Annotated in this window: 12 protein-coding genes and 2 pseudogenes; 11 read left to right on the top strand and 3 right to left on the bottom strand. The window is 70.5% G+C overall.

The annotated features are described in order from the left end of the window. The 11 genes and pseudogenes from G3I65_RS45955 to G3I65_RS45905 all read left to right on the top strand — a co-directional run. Positions 1-260, top strand: a pseudogene (locus G3I65_RS45955) (ROK family transcriptional regulator); the annotation flags it as partial. Then, positions 257-1,756 (top strand): sugar ABC transporter ATP-binding protein, encoded by a 1,500-nt coding sequence (locus G3I65_RS45950; RefSeq protein ID WP_160701678.1) that lies wholly within the window; start codon positions 257-259, stop codon positions 1,754-1,756. The pseudogene G3I65_RS45955 and the gene G3I65_RS45950, both read left to right, overlap by 4 nt. Beyond that, positions 1,753-2,754, top strand: coding sequence for an ABC transporter permease (locus tag G3I65_RS45945; protein ID WP_160701677.1), 1,002 nt, complete (start codon positions 1,753-1,755; stop codon positions 2,752-2,754). The genes G3I65_RS45950 and G3I65_RS45945 overlap by 4 nt, the downstream gene beginning before the upstream one ends. 20 nt (positions 2,755-2,774) lie before the next feature. Beyond that, positions 2,775-3,830 carry a substrate-binding domain-containing protein gene (locus G3I65_RS45940; RefSeq protein WP_163046869.1) on the top strand — a complete coding sequence of 352 codons (1,056 nt, stop codon included), beginning with the start codon at positions 2,775-2,777 and terminating at the stop codon, positions 3,828-3,830. A 31-nt stretch (positions 3,831-3,861) separates the two neighbouring features. Continuing rightward, complete coding sequence (locus tag G3I65_RS45935) at positions 3,862-5,004, top strand: Gfo/Idh/MocA family protein (protein ID WP_160701675.1); 1,143 nt, start codon at positions 3,862-3,864, stop codon at positions 5,002-5,004. Beyond that, the gene (locus G3I65_RS45930; protein WP_160701674.1) at positions 5,001-6,005 is read left to right on the top strand and encodes a sugar phosphate isomerase/epimerase; all 1,005 of its coding nucleotides are present in this window, start codon (positions 5,001-5,003) and stop codon (positions 6,003-6,005) included. Before G3I65_RS45935 ends, G3I65_RS45930 begins: the two co-directional genes overlap by 4 nt. A gap of 9 nt (positions 6,006-6,014) precedes the next feature. Further along, the gene (locus tag G3I65_RS45925; RefSeq protein WP_160701673.1) at positions 6,015-6,869 is read left to right on the top strand and encodes a TIM barrel protein; all 855 of its coding nucleotides are present in this window, start codon (positions 6,015-6,017) and stop codon (positions 6,867-6,869) included. Positions 6,870-6,906: 37 nt separating this feature from the next. After that, the gene (locus G3I65_RS45920; RefSeq protein ID WP_203612692.1) at positions 6,907-7,863 is read left to right on the top strand and encodes a multicopper oxidase domain-containing protein; all 957 of its coding nucleotides are present in this window, start codon (positions 6,907-6,909) and stop codon (positions 7,861-7,863) included. 11 nt (positions 7,864-7,874) lie between these two features. Beyond that, positions 7,875-11,822: a ThuA domain-containing protein gene (locus G3I65_RS45915; RefSeq protein WP_160701671.1), complete on the top strand. Its 3,948-nt coding sequence runs from the start codon at positions 7,875-7,877 to the stop codon at positions 11,820-11,822. Between the two features lie 63 nt (positions 11,823-11,885). Then, positions 11,886-13,730, top strand: a complete 1,845-nt coding sequence (locus G3I65_RS45910) for an OmpL47-type beta-barrel domain-containing protein (RefSeq protein WP_160701670.1) — start codon at positions 11,886-11,888, stop codon at positions 13,728-13,730. Positions 13,731-13,801: 71 nt separating this feature from the next. Continuing rightward, entirely contained in the window at positions 13,802-14,047 is a 246-nt protein-coding gene (locus G3I65_RS45905) for a hypothetical protein (RefSeq protein ID WP_160701669.1), read from the top strand. 15 nt (positions 14,048-14,062) lie between these two features. On the opposite strand, the gene G3I65_RS45900 is transcribed toward G3I65_RS45905, so the two are convergent. The 3 genes and pseudogenes from G3I65_RS45900 to G3I65_RS45890 all read right to left on the bottom strand — a co-directional run. Beyond that, positions 14,063-15,604: a hypothetical protein gene (locus G3I65_RS45900; RefSeq protein ID WP_203612691.1), complete on the bottom strand. Its 1,542-nt coding sequence runs from the start codon at positions 15,602-15,604 to the stop codon at positions 14,063-14,065. Between the two features lie 2 nt (positions 15,605-15,606). Next, positions 15,607-17,580, bottom strand: coding sequence for a hypothetical protein (locus tag G3I65_RS45895; protein ID WP_160701668.1), 1,974 nt, complete (start codon positions 17,578-17,580; stop codon positions 15,607-15,609). 250 nt (positions 17,581-17,830) lie between these two features. Continuing rightward, positions 17,831-19,164 (bottom strand): annotated as a pseudogene (locus G3I65_RS45890) (SARP family transcriptional regulator); the annotation flags it as partial.

Here is a 19,164-nt window from a genome sequence, read left to right as displayed (position 1 = left end):
TCGGCGTCGCGCTCGGTGTCGCACTGTCCACTGTGGTCGACGTGCTCGACCCGGACGTCGTCGTGCTGGGCGGCTACTTCGCCGAGCTGGGGGACTGGCTGGTGGAACCGGTCCGCGTCGAGCTGGCCGCCCGGCCGCTCGGCCACGCCCGGGTCGTCCCGTCCCGGCTCGGCCTGGGCGCCCCGTTGCGAGGCGCCGCGCACCTGGCCGCCGAGCGGCTGTTCGCGAACCCGACGCTCGTCGAGGAGGCCTCGGTATGAGCCTGTTGTCCGTCCGCGGGATCGTGAAGACCTTCCCCGGTGTCCGCGCGCTCGACGGCGTCGACCTCGACGTCGAGCCGGGCGAGGTGCACTGCCTGCTCGGCCAGAACGGCGCGGGCAAGTCGACGCTCATCAAGGTTCTCGCCGGCGCGCACCAGCCCGACACCGGCGAGATCTCCTGGCAGGGCGAACCCGTCACGCTCGGCACGCCGGTCGACGCCCTGCGCCTCGGCATCGCCACCATGTACCAGGAACTGGACCTCGTCCCCGGCCTTTCGGTGGCGGACAACATCTTCCTCGGCCACGAACGCGCCCGCTTCGGCTTCACGCGCATCTCGCAGGCCCGCGACGAGGCCGCCCGCCTGATGGCCCGGCTCGGCCACCCCGACATCCGCCCGAACACCGAGGTCGGCAAGCTCTCGGCCGCCGGGCAGCAGCTCGTCTCGATGGCCCGCGCTCTCGCCCACGACGCCCGCCTGCTCGTGATGGACGAACCGACCGCCGCGCTGGCCGGCGAGGAGGTCGACAACCTCTTCCGCATCGTCGGCGAGCTGACCGCCGACGGCGTCGCGGTCGTCTACATCTCCCACCGCCTGGAGGAACTGCGCCGGATCGGGCACCGGGTGACCGTGCTCAAGGACGGCCGGACCGTCGGTACCGGACTCGACGCGCGGGAGACGCCGACCGCCGACCTGGTCGCGCTGATGGCCGGCCGCAAGGTCGAAACCGTCTTCGGCCCGCGTCACGACGGCCACGCCACGCCGGAGACGGCCCTCGAAGTCGCGCACCTGACCCGCAAGGGCGAGTTCGAGGACGTGAGCTTCACCGTGCACGCGGGCGAGGTCGTCGGCATCGCCGGGCTGGTGGGCTCCGGCCGCAGCGAACTGCTCGAGACGATCTTCGGTGCCCGCAAGGCCGACAGCGGAACCGTCGCCGTGCACGGGAAACCGCTCAGCACCGGCAACGTCCTGGCCGCCGTCAAGGCCGGGATCGGCCTGGCGCCCGAGGAACGCAAGAGCCAGGGCCTGCTGCTCGACCTGCCGGTGGTGCACAACGTGACTCTGGCCAGCCTCGGCCGCTACGCGAAGCTCGGCTTCACCGAGCGCGCCAAGGAACTGGACGACGCCGGCGCGAGCCTGCGCCGCCTCGACCTGCGGCCCGCCGATCCGCGGCGGATCGTCCGCACGCTGTCCGGCGGCAACCAGCAGAAGGCCGTGCTCGCCCGGTGGCTGGTCCGCGGCTGCAAGGTGCTGCTGCTCGACGAACCCACGCGCGGTGTCGACGTCGGCGCCCGCGCCGAGCTGTACCGGCTGATCGACGAGCTGGCCGCGACCGGCGTCGCGATCGTGCTGGTGTCCAGCGAAATCCCCGAGGTGCTCGGGCTGTCCGACCGGGTGCTGGTGCTGCGCGAGGGCCGGGTCCTCGCCGACCGGCGCTCCGGCGGGCTGACCGAGGCCGAGGTGCTCGACGTGATTCTCGAGGGGAGCGCGGCATGACCGAAACGCAAGCACCGCCACAGGAAGCGCTTTCCGCCGAACGGAAGCGGCGGTTCGCCTTCTCCGCCGACCCGCGGCTGCTCGGCCTGGCAGGCGTACTCGTCGTGCTGTGCCTGGTCGGCCAGTTCACCCGGCCCGAACTGTTCTTCACCGAAAGCAACATCTCGACGATCCTGCGGCTGGCCGCGGCGATCGGCGTGGTCAGCGTCGGGATGACGTTCGTGATCATCAGCGGCGGGATCGACCTGTCCGTCGGCTCGATGGTCGGCTTGGCCGGCGTCTGGCTGACGACGTTGGCCACGCAGTCGTACGGGTCGTGGATCATGGTCCTTTGTGGACTCGCCGTCGGGCTCGGCTGCGGGCTGATCAACGGCGTGCTCGTCGCGTACGGCAAGGTCGTGCCGTTCATCGCCACGCTCGCGATGTACGTCTCGGCACGAGGGCTCGCCGAGCGGATCAGCGGCCGCCGCACCCAGGTCGTCGCCGACCAGGACTTCCTCGCCTTCTTCCGGGGGAGCTTCCTCGGCATCCCGACGCTGATCTGGTTGTTCGCGCTGGTCTTCGCGGTCGGCTGGGTCGTGCTCAACCGGACGACCTTCGGGCGGCGGACGTACGCGGTCGGCGGCAACGCCGAGGCGTCGCGGCTGGCCGGCATCAACGTCAAGCGCCACCTCGCGCTCGTCTACGGCGTCGCCGGGCTGTGCTGCGGGATCGCCGCGCTGATGGTCGTCGCGCGGACGACGGCGGGCGCGTCGACCAACGGCATGTTCTACGAGCTCGACGCGATCGCGGCGGTGGTCATCGGCGGCACGCTGCTGACCGGCGGCCGCGGCTCGCTCATCGGCACGCTCATCGGCGTGCTGATCTTCACGGTGCTGTCGAACATCTTCACGCTCAACAACCTGGACACCGACATCCAGAACATCGCCAAGGGCGTGATCATCGTGCTCGCCGTGCTCTTGCAGTTCCGGGCCAGGAAAGCCAGGACCGGTCCGTAGAAACACCTTTGGAGGCCGTCATGACCGAACAACCCTTCCTCGGCCGCCGGGGATTCCTGCTGGGCGGGGCCGCCGTCGGCGCCGGCGCGCTGCTGGCCGGCTGCACGTCGAACACACCCGCGAACTCGGAGTCGAACGCGCCGGTCGCCAACGCGGGCAACAACGCCCAGCCCGGCAAGCCGGTCACGATCGGCTTCTCGGCACCGGCCGCCGACCACGGCTGGATCGCGGCGATCACCAAGAACGCCAAGGCGCAGGCGCAGAAGTTCAGCGAGGTGAAGTTCAACGCCACCGAGGGCACCAACGACGTCAACCAGCAGATCTCCCAGGTGGAGACGCTGATCAACGCCAAGGTCGACGTGCTGGTGATCCTGCCCTTCGACGGCAAGGCGCTGACTTCGGCCGGCCAGCAGGCGATGGACGCGGGCATCCCGGTGATCAACCTCGACCGCGTCTTCGAAACGCCGCTGGCCTATCGAACGTGGATCGGCGGCGACAACTACCGGATGGGCGTCAACGCGGGCAACTACATCGCCGCGGAGCTCAAGAAGAAGAACGTCGCGAACCCGATCATCGGCGAGGTCGCCGGCATCGATTCGCTGCCGCTGACCCAGGAACGCAGCAAGGGCTTCTCGGACGCGCTGGGCCGCGCCGGGTTCAAGGTCGGCCCGCGGGTGTCGGCGCAGTTCACGTCGGAGTCGGGCGAGCAGCAGACCGCGAACCTGCTGCAGGGCGCGCCCAAGCTGGACGCGCTGTGGAACCACGACGACGACCAGGGCATCGGCGTCAACGCGGCGATCGACACCGCGGGCCGCAAGGAGTTCATCATGGTCGGCGGCGCCGGCTCGAAGAACATGATGAACCTGATCAAGGCGGACGCGTCGCCGATCAAGGCGACCGTGCTCTACAGCCCGTCGATGGCCTCGACGGCGATCGCACTCGCCCGCTTGCTCGGGCAGGGCAAGGGGATCGGCGACCTGGCCGAGCACGACATCCCGGCCGAGATCACGACGTATTCGGCGGTCGTGACGAAGGAGAACGTCGACCAGTACCTCGACGTCGGCTTCGACTCCTGACCGGACTTTTCGCCAGAACACAAGGAGGGGCATGAGCCGGGAAACCATCGGGATCGGCATGGTCGGGCACGCGTTCATGGGTGCGGTGCATTCGCACGCCTGGCGCAGCGTGCACCGGTTCTTCGACCCGCCGCTGGTGCCGAGGCTCGCCGTGCTCGGCGGCCGCGACGAAACCCGGGCCAGGGCGGCCGCGGAGAAGTTCGGGTGGGAGGACGTCGAGACCGACTGGCGGAAGCTCGTCGCGCGGGACGACGTCGGCCTGGTCGATGTCTGCACGCCGGGGGACAGCCACGCGGAGATCGCGATCGCCGCGCTGGAGGCCGGGAAGCATGTGCTGTGCGAGAAGCCGCTGGCCAACTCGGTGGCGGAGGCCGAGGCGATGGCCGAGGCGGCGCGGCGGGCCCGTGAGCGCGGGGTGCGGGCCATGGTCGCGTTCAACTACCGCCGGGTGCCCGCGCTCGCGCACGCCAGGAACCTGGTCGCGAGTGGGGCACTCGGCGAGATCCGGCACGTGCGGTCGGTGTACCTGCAGGACTGGCTGTCAGACCCGCAGGCGCCGATGACCTGGCGGCTCCGGCGCGAAAGTGCCGGCTCGGGCGCGCTGGGCGATCTGGGGGCGCACATCATCGACGCCGCCCAGTTCGTCACCGGCGACGTGATCACCGGTGTCTCGGCCCTGACGAACACCTTCGTGAAGCAGCGGCCGGCGGAGAACGGCGGCACGGACGAGGTGACGGTCGACGACACCGCGTTGTTCCTGGCCCGGCTGGCCGGGGGAGCGGTGGCGACCTTCGAGGCGACCCGGTTCGCGCTGGGCCGCAAGAACGCCATGCGGCTGGAGGTCAACGGGTCGAAGGCGAGCCTGGCGTTCGACTTCGAGTCGATGAACGAGCTGCAGTGGTACGAGGGCACCGGGACCGAAGCCGGGTTCCGCCGCATCCTCGTCACCGAGCCGCAGCACCCGTACGTCGGCGCGTGGTGGCCGCCGGGGCACCTGCTCGGCTACGAGCACACGTTCACGCACGAGGTCGCCGACCTCCTGGACGCCATCGGCGCGGGCACCGACCCGGCGCCGAGCTTCGACGACGGCCTGCGCGTCCAGCGGGTACTGCACGCCGTCTGGCAAAGCGCGGCCACGGAAGCCACCTGGACCGCCGTGGAGGAGGGGAAATGAGCCGTCCTGTCACTTTGTTCACCGGCCAGTGGGCCGACCTGCCGTTCACCGAGGTCTGCAAGCTGGCCGCCGACTGGGGTTACGACGGCCTGGAAATCGCTTGCTCGGGCGACCACTTCGAGGTCGACCGCGCACTGTCCGAAGAGGACTACGTCCCCGCGAGGCTGGCGCTGCTGGCCGAGCACGGGCTCAAGGTGTGGGCGATCTCGAACCACCTCGTCGGGCAGGCCGTCTGCGACGACCCGATCGACGCCCGGCACCGCGCGATCCTGCCGTCCCGCATCTGGGGCGACGGCGAACCGGAGGGCGTCCGGCAGCGGGCGGCCGCCGAAATGGCGGACACGGCGAGGGCGGCGGCGAAGCTCGGCGTGGACACTGTCATCGGCTTCACGGGGTCGAAGATCTGGAAGTACGTGGCGATGTTTCCGCCGGTCACGCGCGATGACATCGATGACGGTTACGCGGACTTCGCCCGGCGGTGGAACCCGATCCTGGACGTCTTCGACGAGGTCGGTGTCCGGTTCGCGCACGAAGTCCACCCGTCGGAGATCGCGTACGACTACTGGACGACCAAGCGCGCGCTCGAAGCCGTGGACCACCGGCCGGCGTTCGGGCTGAACTGGGACCCGTCGCACTTCGTGTGGCAGGACCTCGACCCGGTCGGGTTCATCCTCGACTTCGCCGACCGGATCTACCACGTCGACTGCAAGGACACCCGCAAGCGCTTCGACGGCCGCAACGGGCGGCTCGGGTCGCACCTGGCCTGGGCGGATCCTCGTCGCGGCTGGGACTTCGTATCCGTCGGCCACGGCGACGTCCCGTGGGAGGACTGCTTCCGGGCGCTGAACTCGATCGGCTACCGCGGCCCGATCTCGGTGGAGTGGGAAGACGCCGGGATGGACCGGCTCCGAGGCGCGGCGGAGGCGGTGAAGTACCTGCGCGAGCACCTGTTCGACCAGCCGTCGGCGGCTTTCGACGCGGCTTTCAGCAACCAGAGATGAGGGAGTTCCATGTGCGGTGAACGGCCAGAGCAGCACTCCCGACGAACGTTCCTGAACGTGGCGACGGCGGCCCTCACGGTGGGGGCCGCGGCCATCGCGCTACCCGGCACCGCGGACGCCTCCCCAGCGCGGCGCCGGGTCCCACTCGACCGGATCAGCATCCAGCTCTACTCCCTGCGGTCGCTGCTGCAGAACGACCCGGAAGGCACGCTGTCCGCGCTGGCCGACATCGGCTACCGGAAGGTCGAGCTGGCCGGGACGTACGGCCGCAGCGCCACCGAGTTCCGCGCCATCCTCGACCGGTGCCACCTCACGGCGTCGTCGACGCACGTCGGCATCGACGGCGACCTGAACCAGACCATCGCCGACGCGAAGATCCTGGGCAACACCTCTGCCGTCGTGCCGTACGCGAATTTCGGCACGATCGCCGAGTGGGAGGCCTTCGCGGGCCGGATGAACACCGCGGCGGTGGCGTTCAAGAAGGCCGGGCTGAACCTCGGCTACCACAACCACGACCACGAGTTCGCCCCGATCGGCGGCGTCGTGCCCTACGACGTGCTCACCGCGAAGACGGACAAGCGGCTCGTGCACCTGGAAATCGACCTGTTCTGGGCGGTGAACGGCGGCGCGGACCCGGTCGAGCTGTTCCGCCGCAACTACCCGCGCGTCACGCAGTACCACGTCAAGGACCGGACCGCGGACGGCCAGATGGTCGACCCCGGCGCGGGTGTCATCAACTTCCCGCGCATCTTCGCCGCGTCCTGCCACAACATCGCCGAGTACATCGTCGAGCACGACCAGCCGGCCGATCCGCTGAACACCGCGAAGGTCGGGTTCGAGTACCTCCGCACCGTGCGCTTCTGACCCCGGGGGAATCCACATGCGAGTGTCACGTCGGTCGATGCTGGCCGGAACCGCCGCGGGCGTCCTCGCGCCCGCGGTCGGGATGGCCGATTCGGCCTACGCGGCGGGCCTGACCCGCCAGATCACCATCTACGCCGAAGCCCTGCCCGGCGGCCTGTACGGCTACGGCCTCGAGCCGGGCAAGGCCACCATCCCCGGGCCGCTGCTGGAGATCTACGAGGGCGACACCCTCGAGATCGAACTGGTCAACCGGACCGACCAGCGGCTGTCGATCCACCCGCACGGCGTCAACTACGACACCGGCTCCGACGGCGCCCCGCTCAACGCGTCGTTCAACAAGCCGTACGAGACGCGGACCTACACCTGGAAGACGCGCACCCGCTACGACACGGGCAGCGGCTTCTGGATGCCGGGCAACGCCGGCTACTGGCACTACCACGACCACGCGATGGGCACCGACCACGGCACCGGCGGGCTCGCGCGCGGGCTCTACGGCGGTCTGATCGTGCGCAAGCGCGGCGACCTGCTCCCGAGCAAGCAGTACACGGTCGTGTTCAACGAGATGATGATCAACCACAAGATGGCGCCCGACACGCCGATCCTCGAGGCGCGGCTCGGCGAGCGCGTCGAGTGGGTGTGCGTCGGGTACGGGAGCCTGCCGCACACGTTCCACCTGCACGCCCACCGCTGGGCCGACACCCGCACCGGGATGCTCAGCAGCGCCGATGACAACGCTGCCATCGTCGACAACAAGAACCTCGACCCGGGCAGTTCCTTCGGTTTCCAGGTGATCGCCGGCGAGGGCGTCGGGCCGGGGGCGTGGATGTACCACTGCCACGTCCAGACCCATTCCGACGGCGGGATGGTGGGCCTGTTCCTGGTCCGCAACGCCGACGGCAGCCTGCCCGAGGGAGCGCAGGAAGCGATCGACCGGTTCAAGCTGCATGACCATGCCGGGCACGACATGAGCCCCGATGGACGGACGCACGCATGAGGACGGGAGCTATGAGAAAACGGTGGTTCGGAAGGCGCGGGGCGCTCGTGCTCGCCATCGGCTCGGTCCTGGCGGCCGGGGCCCCGCTGATCACGATGCCGGTGGCGCAGGCCGCGACCGCCGCGGTGAACGTGCCCGTCAACGTGCTGGTCTTCCACGGCGCGGCGGCGGACCAGAAGGACCCCGTGCTGCGCGCGGCGGACGCGATCGCGCGGCTGGGCACGGACAACGGCATCACGGTGACGGCGTCCTCGGACCCCGCCGTGTTCAGCACCGCGAACCTGGCCCGGTTCCGCGGTGTCGTGTACCTGTCCGCGCAGGGTGTCACGCTCAGCCGTGACCAGGAAGGCGCGCTGCAGGCGTACATGAAGGCGGGCGGCGGGTTCCTGGGGATCTCCGACGCGGCCCGCGCGCAGGACTCGTCCCAGTGGTTCACCGGCCTGATCGGCGCACGTCCGGTCGGGGCCCGCCCGACGCCCGAAGCGGTGGCGTCGGTGACCGCGAGCGCGGAGAACCCGCCCAACGAGACCAAGGAGAAGCTGGCCGACAACAACGAGAACACCAAGTGGCTGACGTTCGCCACCACCGGCTGGGCGGCGTACAAGATGGCGACGCCGGTCGCGGTCAGCAGCTACTCCCTGGTGTCGGCCAACGACTTCCCCGGCCGCGACCCGAAGAACTGGACCCTGCAGGGTTCGGCCGACGGGAGCACCTGGGTCGACCTGGACACGCGCACCAACGAGGTGTTCCAGGAACGGTTCCAGACCCGGACCTTCACCTTCGCCAACACGACGGTGTACCCGAACTACCGGCTGAACATCACCGCGAACTCGGGTGAGCCGCTCATCCAGCTCGCCGACCTCAAGCTGTTCAAGGACACCTCGACGACCCCGCCGCCGCCCGAACCGGCGCCGCAGCAGGCGGTCGTCGACGTCCTCGACGCGCAGCACCCGGCCACCGCCGGGCTGCCGCAGAACTGGACGCGCACCGACCGGTGGCTCAACTGGGAGACCAACCCGGTCGGCACCGTCCACACGGTCGCGCAGGTCGAGGAGAAGGGCTACAACCCCGGGGTCGGCGCGAACGGCGCGTTCCACCCGATCTCGTGGTGCCGCGACTACGACGGCGGCCGCTCCTTCTACACCGGCATGGGCCGTACCGAAGGCTCATACGGCGAGGACCAGTTCCGGAACCACCTGCTCGGCGCGCTGCGCTGGACGACCGGCATGGTGCGCGGCGACTGCCAGGCCGGGATCGCGGCGAAATACAAGGTCGAGCGGCTGACCGGCAAGAACGCGGCCGGGCAGCTCGACCAGATCGGCGAGCCGCACGGGCTCACGATCGCGCCGGACGGCAAGGTGTTCTACATCGGCAAGGCGGCCTGCCCGACCGGCCCGGTCGTCAGCTGGGACGACCCGAACGTCGGCCTCGGCTGCGGCACGATCCACCAGTGGGACCCGGTCACCAAGAAGCCCAAGCTGCTCACGACGTTGCGCGTGATGGGCAACCGGGGCAGCGGCGACGAGCTGGTCAAGAACGAAGAGGGCCTGCTCGGCATCACGCTGGACCCGAAGTTCACCGAGAACGGCTGGTTCTACGCCTACTGGATGCCGCACGAGTCGATCGACCGCGACAAGCGCATCGGCAAGCGCACGATCTCCCGCTTCACCTACGACCTGGCGAAGCAGACGATCGACCAGGCCACCCGCAAGGACCTGCTGTCCTGGGACGTGCAGATCCACAGCTGCTGCCACGCCGGCGGCGGCATGGCCTTCGACAAGGACGGCAACCTCTACATCGGGTCCGGGGACAACAACTCCTCGGGCGGCTCGAACGGCTACTCCGGCAACAACTGGACGTTGGACTACAAGGGCCTTTCCTTCCAGGACGCGCGCCGCACCGCGGGCAACACGAACGACCTGGGCGGCAAGATCCTGCGCATCCACCCGGAGCCCAACGGCACCTACACGATCCCCCAGGGGAACCTGTTCCCGAACGGGCCGGCGGACAAGACCCGCCCGGAGATCTACGTGATGGGCGTCCGCAACATTTCGCGGCTGCAGATCGACCCGGTGCACAACTGGATGACCGCGGGCTGGGTCGGTCCGGACGCGTCGTCGCCGAGCCCCGAACTGGGCCCGGCGAAGTACGAGACGGCGACGATCATCACCGAAGCCGGTAACCACGGCTGGCCGTACTGCATGGGCAACCGGCAGCCCTACCGCGACCGCAGCAGCACCAACGCGGCCGAGCTGACCGGCTGGTACGACTGCGACAACCCGGTCAACACCTCGCCGCGCAACACCGGCCTGGTGAACCTGCCGCCGATCAAGGACAACATGATCTGGTACTCGCCGGACGGCGGCGGCCCGGTCTTCCCGAAGCGGCCGGGCAGCTCCATCCCGACGTACGTCGCGGCGGACGCCACCTACACCCAGCCGTACCTGCGCGGCGGCGGCCAGGCGGTCATGTCCGGGCCGACGTACCACCGCTCGCTCGTCAACACGAACAGCGGCGTCGCGTGGCCGGCGTACTGGGACAACAAGTGGTTCATCGGCGACGAGTCCAACGCGCAGAACCGCGTCGCGGTGACCGTCGACCCGGCGGGCGTGCCGACGCACCAGCCGCCGGTGTTCGCCGAGACGTTCCGGCAGATCATCCCGGGCGGCTCGGGGGACACCCGGGTGCAGAGCTGGATGGACGCCAAGTTCGGGCCGGACGGCGCGCTGTACGTCCTGGACTACGGCAACGGGTTCTTCTCGCTGGACGCCAACCAGAAGCTGCTGAAGATCAGCTACACGGGCGGCGCGGCGACCCCGGCGCCCGCGGCGACGTCGACGATGGTGCAGAACAAGGCGCTGACGGCGGCGTTCACCGGCTCGAAGTCCGGCGGCGTGTCCTACCGCTGGGAGTTCGGCGACGGCTCGGTGTCCACCCAGGCCGACCCGCGGCACACCTACCCGCGCACCGGCCTGTTCACCGCCAAGCTGACCGTGACCTACGCGAACGGCGAGGCGGTGACGACCCGGACCTCGGTGAACGTCGGCTGCGTGGTGGCCGATCCGAGCCCGGTGGTGACGTTGGGCGACAGCATCACGAAGGTGGTCAACCGCAACGCCGGCGGCGGCTGCACGGTGGACGACTTCATCGACGACGAGGGCGTGTGGACGACGCACGCGGCGTTCGTCAACCACGTCGACCAGGCCACGCAGACGCTGTCCGACCTCGGGGTGCTGAACGCCGCCGAGGTGGCCGAGCTGAACGCGGCGGCCGAGGCGTCGCCGATCGGGAAGCCGGGCACGACCGGCTACGAGGCGCTGTTCGACGGCACGGCGGCGTCGCTGCGCGCCTGGGAGCAGGCACCTTCGGGACAGTTCACGTTGCAACCCGACGGGTCGATCCGCTCGGCGGGCGGGCTGGGCATGCTGTGGTACGCCCAGCGGCAGTTCGGCGACTTCTCGGTGAAGGTCCAGTTCAAGGACATCGCACCGGAGGGGTTCCGGGCCAACAGCGGGCTGTTCGTCCGGTTCCCGGACCCGCGGACGCCGCTGGACCAGCGGCCACCGGGCAGCTGCGGGACGGTCGGCTCGGCGCGGACGTCGCAGGCGTGGGTGGCCATCTACTGCGGCCACGAGATCCAGATCTACGACGGCGACACCGGTGAGCCGCAGAAGACCGGGTCGGTCTACAACTTCGACCCGCGCCCGCTCGACCAGGCGGGCGCCCGGCCGAAGGGCACGTGGAACGAGTACGAGATCAAGGTCGTCGGGCAGCACTACACGATGATCCGCAACGGCGTGGTGATCAACGAGTTCGACAACACGCCGGGCCAGCAGTCGTCGCGCGCGGGTGACCCGCCGACCGACCTGCGGCAGTTCGTCAGCGGGTTCATCGGGCTGCAGAACCACAGCGACAACGACCTGATCGAGTTCCGCAACATCCGGGTGCGGCAGCTGTAGCGCGATGGGGGCCGGGCACGCGCCCGGCCCCCATCCCTCCCATCCCAGGAAGGTTCTCCCGCGATGTCCCCACGACTGATCGCCGTGCTGCTGACGGCTTTTCTCGCCCTGCTCGGGCTGGCCACCCCCGCGGTGGCGGCGCCGGTCCAGACGCTGACCTGGACCGGGAACAACAGCACCACCGAATACGCGTCCGCGCCCACCGGCGCGCTGCCCGGCGAGACCACCATCGTCTTCGAGAACAGCGAAGCCACCGGCAACACCACCGGGATGTCGCACACGCTGACGTTCGACACCTCGACGCCGGGCTACAACCACGACGTCACCCTCAACATCCTGGCCAACCCGTTCGACCCGCAGAACGGCCGGCACGAGGCGACGGTGACGCTCACGCCGGGCAAGTACCGGTACTTCTGCACGATCCCCGGCCACACTTCGATGGTGGGGGAGTTCGTCGTCTCCGACGGCACCGGCGACACGACGCCGCCGGTGGTGACCGCCGCGGTGGCGGGTGATCGCGACCCGTCCGGCAACTACATCGAGTCGGCGACGGTTTCGCTGACCGCGACCGACGCGGGCTCCGGCGTGGCCTCGGTCGAGTACCAGCTCGACGGCGGCACGTGGACCGCGTACTCGGCGCCGGTGGTGGTGTCCGCGGTGGGCATGCACATGCTGAACTACCGCGCGACCGACGTCGCCGGGAACACGTCCGAAGAGGGGATGGAGCACTTCACGATCGTCGAGGGGCAGGGCGACACGACGCCACCCACGGTCACTGCTTCCCTTTCCGGGGACAAGGATCCCTCGGGCAACTACCTCGACGTGGCCACGGTGACCTTGACGGCGACCGACGCCGACTCCACGGTCGCTTCGGTGGAGTACCAGCTGGACGGCGGCGCTTGGACGCGCTATTCGGCACCGGTCGCGGTGACGGGTGCCGGTGCGCACATGGTCCACTTCCGGGCGACGGACGCCGCCGGGAACACGTCACCGGAAGGCATGTCGAGCTTCACGGTGGTCAAGCGGGACACGACGGCACCGGTCATCACGGCCGCGGTGGCCGGGACGCAGGACGCGGACGGCAGCTACGTCGGCAAGGCGACGGTCACGGTGACGGCTTCGGACACCGGGTCCGGCGTCGCCACGGTCGAGTACAAAGTGGACGGTGGCGCGTGGACCGCCTACGCCGCCCCGGTCGCGGTGACGGCCGTGGGGGCGCACACGGTGGGTTACCGTGCGCGTGACGTCGCCGGCAATGCGTCAGCGGAGGGTTCGGTGGCGTTCACCGTGGTCGCCGGCGGGGACACCACCGCGCCTTCGGTTGCGCTGCAGGTGACCGGGAAGCAGGACGGGAGCTGGAACTACGTGGGTTCGGCGACCGTCACGGTGCTTTCCTCCGACGCGGAGTCCGGTGTGGACGTCGTGGAGTACAAACTGGACAGTGGCGCGTGGACGCGGTATGCGGCCCCGGTGGCCGTGCCCGCGCTGGGCGCGCACACGGTGCGTGCGCGGGCCACGGACGTCGCCGGGAACGTCTCGGCGGAGGTGTCCGGCTCGTTCACGGTGGTCGCGGCGGCGCCCCCACCGGACGCGTGCCCGAACTCCGACACCCGCGACACGGTGGTGATCGGCGGCGTCGACAGCCAGGTGGAGAACACCGACATCGGCAACGGGTGCACGATCAACGACGTCATCGACGAGAACGCGGAGTACGCCTCGCACGACGCCTTCGTGAAGCACGTCAAGGCGGTGACCCAGGAACTGGTGACCAACGAGGTGCTCTCCACGGGCGACCGCAACCGCATCGTGACGGCGGCGATCGAGTCCGACATCGGCGGCACCCCGGCGACCACCGCGAAGCCGGACGTGAAGAAGAAGGCCAAGCCGGATGTGAAGAAGCACCTGTAGGCGGTTGAGAGTAACGGCGGTGCCGCCCGCGACGACCTGCGAGTAGCAGCGGAAAGCAGGAGGTCACCGCCATGGCTGAAACACTCGCGCAGTTCGGCATCATGACCGCGCACGAGGTCCGGGCCGGCACCGAAATGGAGCAGGTGGTGGCCCGGATCCTCGAGGCCGAGGACGTCGACGAGGCCGACTTGCAGCTGAAGTACGAGACCTTGGTCGCCGTCTACAAGCTGAAGCGGCTGCTGACCTGGGCCTTGGTCGTCATCCCGCTGCTCCTGGTCGGCCTCGGGATCGTCGTCTCCTTCGCCGTGGTGCGGTAGCGCCCGACGAGCGCATCACGAGTACGTCCAGTGGCCGAGCCAGGACTCGCGCCACGCGACCGTCAGTTCGCTGACCCCGTCGACCCCGGAGCGGTCCACCTGGGCCTTCCACGCCTCCTCCACCATCGCGCACAGCTTCGACGCCGGCAGCTCGACGCCGCCGGAAGCGAACTGGCGCAGGACCGACTTCGGCACCGCCAGCTTCGCCTTCCCGCGGATCACCGACTGCTCGGTCGCGCGGCAGATGAGGTACTCCACCGTGGCCAGGTCGCCCGCCGACGCGACCTGGCTCAGGGCGCGGTACAGGCAGTCCAGCGGCGCCGCCAGGCCCTGGTGCTGGCGGGCGATCTCCCACGACACCCACACCGCCAGGCAGTCCGGCATCTGGAACGGCCGGTAGGCGAACGCGGGGCCGGCGAAGGTCTGGTAGTCGGCCGTCGGGTCGGTCGGCGTCGCCGGTGGGTCCTCCGGGTCCGGGGGCAGGCCGAGGCGCTTGAACAGCTCGCGCAGCAGCTTCTGCGGGCGGGCCGGGGTCGACGCCTCGCCGAGCAGCTTGGTCAGGATGCGGTTCAGTCGGTCCGCGGCCACGCCGTGGACCGACAGCTGGAGGTGGACGAACGCCACGTCGGACAGCGTCGTGCCGGCGCAGCCGACCACGCCCACCTGCGGGTAGCGCTGCAGGAACGAGACGATCGCATGCGTCGAGCCGACGCGGGCCGGGCCGACGAAGGTCACCGGGAGGCAGCTGCCGATGCGCTGGCGGGAGCGCAGGTCGCCCTTGTACAGCGGGGAAAACCCGCCGTCGGCGTGGTAGACCTCGAACCAGTTGCCCTGCCGGTGCCCCGGCCGCGTGTCGGCGAGCCAGAAGCTGTAGCCGTGCTTCTCGCACAGCTCGCGGAACCGGTCGGCCAGCTCGAACCGCGCCGCCGCGGACACGTCCCGCAGCGCGATCGCGAACCGGACCGCCAGCGACGCGCACGGCGACGCGACCTCCTTGCGGGTGCGCAGGTCGTGGTTGCGGGTCTTCACGACCAGCGGCAGCTGCGCCGGGCACTGCAGCGACAGCAGCGGCGCGTCGATGAACGCGGCCGCGGCGTCGGAAATCTCCCGCACCAGGTCGCGGACGGCGAGGCCGTGCCACTCGCAGACTTCGCGGGCCGCCGGGTCGATCGAGATCAGGCCCTCGAAGGTCTGCTCGGACTCGTAGATGAACGTCGGGTTCGGCGACGTCGTCTGGTGGAAGACCCAGCCGCCGTCGTTCTGCTCCGGGCGTTCCGCCGGCTGCCTGCCGTCGACGTGCTCGACGATCTCCGTGCCGTCCAGCGGCTTGCGGGTGCGGGTGCCGATCACGACGCCCGCGCCGTTCGTGGCCGAGCACAGCGTTTCCAGGAAGATCGCGTCGTCGGCGTTCGCGGTCACCAGGTCGCGCAGGTAGCCGTGGCGGGCCATCGCGTGGTGCACCTCGAAGTCCACTTTGGTCAGCGGCTGCCGCGCGATTTCGAAACCCGCGCGCGCCAGATCGGCGACGTTGCGCACGGAGACCCGTTGGCCGCGCATCTTCACCATCCCCCCGAAGAGTCGAACCGGACGTCGGCTTCCAGTGGCCGGCGGCGGTCCCACGCGCCGGCGCCCGCCCACCGCGGCGCCCCGATGCGCGACAGCGGGATCGCCGATTCGCGCCACGACGCCTGCCCGAACAGCACGAGCGCGGCGAGCACCGGCAGCCCGACCGCGACCGTCAGCGCCACCTGCACGACTTCGCCGCGGCTCTGCGTCGCGACGGTCGCGGCGAACGCGGCGATGGCCGCGATGCTCAGCTGGACGAGCGCCTGCGGCAGCGTCCCGAGGTAGCCGAGCACGGTCCGGCGCGGCGGCAGCGACAGGCGGCTGTAGAGGAAACCCGGCAACAGCAGCAACAGGGTGATCACGGACTGGCCGTCACCGACGTGCCCGAGCGCCTTGGTCGCCTCCCGGCCGTACGGCCACGGGCTGCCGACGAGCAGCCACCCGAGCACGAACGACACCGTCGCGACGGCGAGCGCGTAGAACGTCACGTTGAGCGGGCCGGACTTCGTCGAGTCGCGGAGCACGAGCGTCGCGCGCACGCGGACGTGGTCGCCACGGGTGTCGCGGCCGCCGGAGCGGCGCCAGTACGCGCGCGCCTCGTTGTCGGCGATGCCGTTGACCAGCACGAGGTCCTGGCCGAACTCGCGATCGGTCAGCTCGCGCGCGGCCTCGCGCAGGTTCGCGGCGGTGAACTCCGGGTGCCGCCGCAGCGAGTTGTCCAGCTCGTTGGTCCCCGTCCGGACCGCCTCGCCGGTGGTGGCCGCGGCGGCGAGCCGGTGGCACGCGGGGAGGCTGCGCGGGGAGAGCTCGACGCCGGACTGGCCGGCCTCCCACTTGCGGCGGCGCAGCAGGTCCGCGAGCCGCCGCAGCACGGTCTGCGCCTGCAGCTCGAGGATCTTGTGCCGGGCCCCGTCGGCTTCCTGCAGCGGGGCGGCGTCCTGCCGTTCGGCGAGCGACCCGAGGTCTTCGGCGAGGCCTTCGACCTGGTGCTGATCGGCGTCGGTGGACAGGTACATCCGCGAGATCTCGGCTTCCGGCGCGGTCCTGGCCACCAGGTGGTAGGACTTCAGCGTCGCCGGGATCATGGTCTGGTAGCTCACGACGTACCCGCGCCGGCTCGCGGCCAGCCGGCGCCACTGCTCCTTGACGAGGGGCTGCCGCGCGTCGACGTGCAGCGGGGTTTCGTAGCTGAGCCGGTGTTCCTCCACGGAGTCGTCGAGGGCCACCACGAGCATGTAGTCCCGGACGGCGACGTTCAGCAGGTACGCGTACTCGACCAGCAGCTCCGCACAGCCGTCGAGGATGCCCAGCGCCAGCTCCCGGCACTGCCGCCCGTACCCGGGCACGGTGCCGCCGGACGGCGCCAGCGCGAACTCCTGCTCCGGGTGGTTCCGCTCGGTGAGCAGCGTGAGCAGCGCCTGCTGGATCAGCCAGCGCGGTTCGTGCACCTGGAAGAGGAAGGTGTTCAGCTCGTGCTTGGCGGTCTGCGCGTTCTCGTCGCTGCCGAGGATGCCGCGCAGCAACCGGTAGAGCCCGGCGGCGACCAGCCGCGACGCCTCGTGCTGCGTGAGCCGCGGCAGCTTCTGGCCCGAGCTGTCGAAGACGTCGACGGGCGAGACGTCCCGCCGCGGCAGCCGCGCCAGCGGCACCCAGAGCGACCGCTGCCGCGCCGGCCGCTCGGCGGCGCGCCCACCGTGTTCCTGGCCGATGAGGTCCTGCAGCTGCGCGGTGGCCTGGCGTTGTCCTTCGTCGAGGAGCTTGAGGCTGACGTCGACTTCGGTGCTGCGCCGCGCGGTCCCGTGCTCGACGACGGTCAGCCGCTCGGTCAGCCGCCGCACGTGGTTGAGCCGCAGGGAGGTGTCGAGCAGCGCGAGCCCGACGGCGGCCCCCTGCCGCGACAGCCGGGGCGGGGCGCCGGGGATGGGGATCGTTTCGATGGCGTGCCGGAGACTGTCGATGCCGTCCACACCACTGAGAGTAAGAGGCGTGCCGCCGTGATACGAGGAAACGGCGAATCTTGGGCCGATCGGGGCGGCGGCGGGGTCGGTGGCTCGGCGCGCGACGACGTGAATGACTCATTCATGTCACCAGACGACATGAATGACCCTTTCATGACATCCCCGCGACGCCGGGCAGACCACGCGGCCAGCCCGCGGCCGGTCACCCGCTCGCCGGCGCGACTTTGCCGGGGCCCTGGCACCAGACGACGTGAATGAGTCATTCACGTCGTTTCGTGGGCGCGCAGCCCGAGTTGGCCGCTCGCTTCTCCACCTCGTCCGCCGCCGGGTGCAGGCCGCGGGCCCGGTACAGGTCGATCGCCTGCTGCCACGCCTCGCGCGCCGGGACCGTGTGGCCCAGGGCGTGGTGCGCGTCGCCCATCGAGGCGAGCGTGCCCGCCTGGCGGTACGTGTTGTCCAGGTGGCGCCACAGCGACAGCGCCTGGTGGGACTGGCCGAGCGCCTCCGCGGGCCGGCCGGTCTCCGCCGCGATCGTGGCGAGGCTGTCGAGTGCGTCGGCTTCGCCGTAGACGTCGGCGCGTTCGCGGCACAGCGCCAGTCCGGATTCGGCGTGGCCGCGAGCCTCGTCGTGCCGGCCCAATCGGCTCAGGCACGCGCCGATCAGGCTGAACGCGCGGGCCTCCCACTTCCGGTCCGCCAGACCCCGGTACAGCTCGAGCGCGCTGGTCGCGTGGCCGAGCGCGCGCTCGTCGTCTTTCTCGTGCGTCCAGTGCAGCGCCAGGACGAAGTGGACGCCCGCCTGCCCGAGCGTGTCGCGGATTTCCTTGGCCAGCGTCAAGGACCGGTTCAGGTGGTGCAACGCCTCCGCGGCCTGGCCGAACGGGCCGTACACCAGGCCGAGACGGCGGTGGGCGCGCGCCTGGACCGCGAGGTCCTCCAGGCGTTCCGCCGCGGCCAGGCCCGCCAGCCACGACGTGATGTTGGCCTGCAGGTGACCGCGGCGGTAATGGAAATTGTCGAGCGTCCACGCCAGCTGCCAGACGCGCGTGTCCCAGCCGGCGTCTTCGGCCGCCTGCCGGGCCGCCAGGACGCACTGGTGGTTGACGTCGAACCAGGTCATCGCGGCCGCGTCGTCGGGGAGCGGGGCCGGGACGCAGCCCTCCGGTGGCTCGCCGACGTCGATCGGGGGGTGCTGCTGGTCGAGCAGGCGGCTGCCGCGGTGGCCGGTGTGCAGGTAGAAGCCGACCAGGCGGCAGACCGCGGCCCGCCGGTCCGGTTCGGGCTCGTCGGCGTGCGCGGTGGTCCGGGCGTGCTGGCGGACCAGGTCGTGGAAGCGGAACCGGCCGGTCACCGGCTGCTGGAGGAGGTGGTCGTCGACGAGGCTTTCCAGCAGCCGCTCGGCTTCGAAGCGGGAGACGGCGGCGAGGGCCGCGGCGGCGGGGACGTCGATGTCCGGGCCCGGGTTCAGGCCCAGCAGCCGGAACATGCGCTGCTGCGCCGCGTCCAGGTGGCCGTAGGACAAGGCGAACGCGGCTGCGACGCTGCGGTCGCCCGCGGCCAGCTCGGCCAGCGCCCGGCCCGCCTGGCGCAGCC

It is taken from the genome of Amycolatopsis sp. SID8362, assembly GCF_010550475.1.
Taxonomy (GTDB): Bacteria; Actinomycetota; Actinomycetes; order Mycobacteriales; family Pseudonocardiaceae; genus Amycolatopsis; species Amycolatopsis eburnea.
The sequence above is the reverse complement of the archived record's forward strand: the minus strand, read 5'-3'. Positions and strand labels throughout refer to the sequence as shown.

Excerpts from the sequence above, each read along its gene's own strand:
- G3I65_RS45935 (WP_160701675.1), top strand. The coding sequence starts at position 3,862 with ATGAGCCGGGAAACCATCGGGATCGGCATGGTCGGGCACGCGTTCATG.
- G3I65_RS45920 (WP_203612692.1), top strand. The coding sequence starts at position 6,907 with ATGCTGGCCGGAACCGCCGCGGGCGTCCTCGCGCCCGCGGTCGGGATG.
- G3I65_RS45905 (WP_160701669.1), top strand. The coding sequence starts at position 13,802 with ATGGCTGAAACACTCGCGCAGTTCGGCATCATGACCGCGCACGAGGTC.
- G3I65_RS45900 (WP_203612691.1), bottom strand. The coding sequence starts at position 15,604 with ATGCGCGGCCAACGGGTCTCCGTGCGCAACGTCGCCGATCTGGCGCGC.
- G3I65_RS45915 (WP_160701671.1), top strand. The coding sequence starts at position 7,875 with ATGAGAAAACGGTGGTTCGGAAGGCGCGGGGCGCTCGTGCTCGCCATC.
- G3I65_RS45945 (WP_160701677.1), top strand. The coding sequence starts at position 1,753 with ATGACCGAAACGCAAGCACCGCCACAGGAAGCGCTTTCCGCCGAACGG.
- G3I65_RS45910 (WP_160701670.1), top strand. The coding sequence starts at position 11,886 with ATGTCCCCACGACTGATCGCCGTGCTGCTGACGGCTTTTCTCGCCCTG.
- G3I65_RS45930 (WP_160701674.1), top strand. The coding sequence starts at position 5,001 with ATGAGCCGTCCTGTCACTTTGTTCACCGGCCAGTGGGCCGACCTGCCG.
- G3I65_RS45925 (WP_160701673.1), top strand. The coding sequence starts at position 6,015 with ATGTGCGGTGAACGGCCAGAGCAGCACTCCCGACGAACGTTCCTGAAC.
- G3I65_RS45950 (WP_160701678.1), top strand. The coding sequence starts at position 257 with ATGAGCCTGTTGTCCGTCCGCGGGATCGTGAAGACCTTCCCCGGTGTC.
- G3I65_RS45940 (WP_163046869.1), top strand. The coding sequence starts at position 2,775 with ATGACCGAACAACCCTTCCTCGGCCGCCGGGGATTCCTGCTGGGCGGG.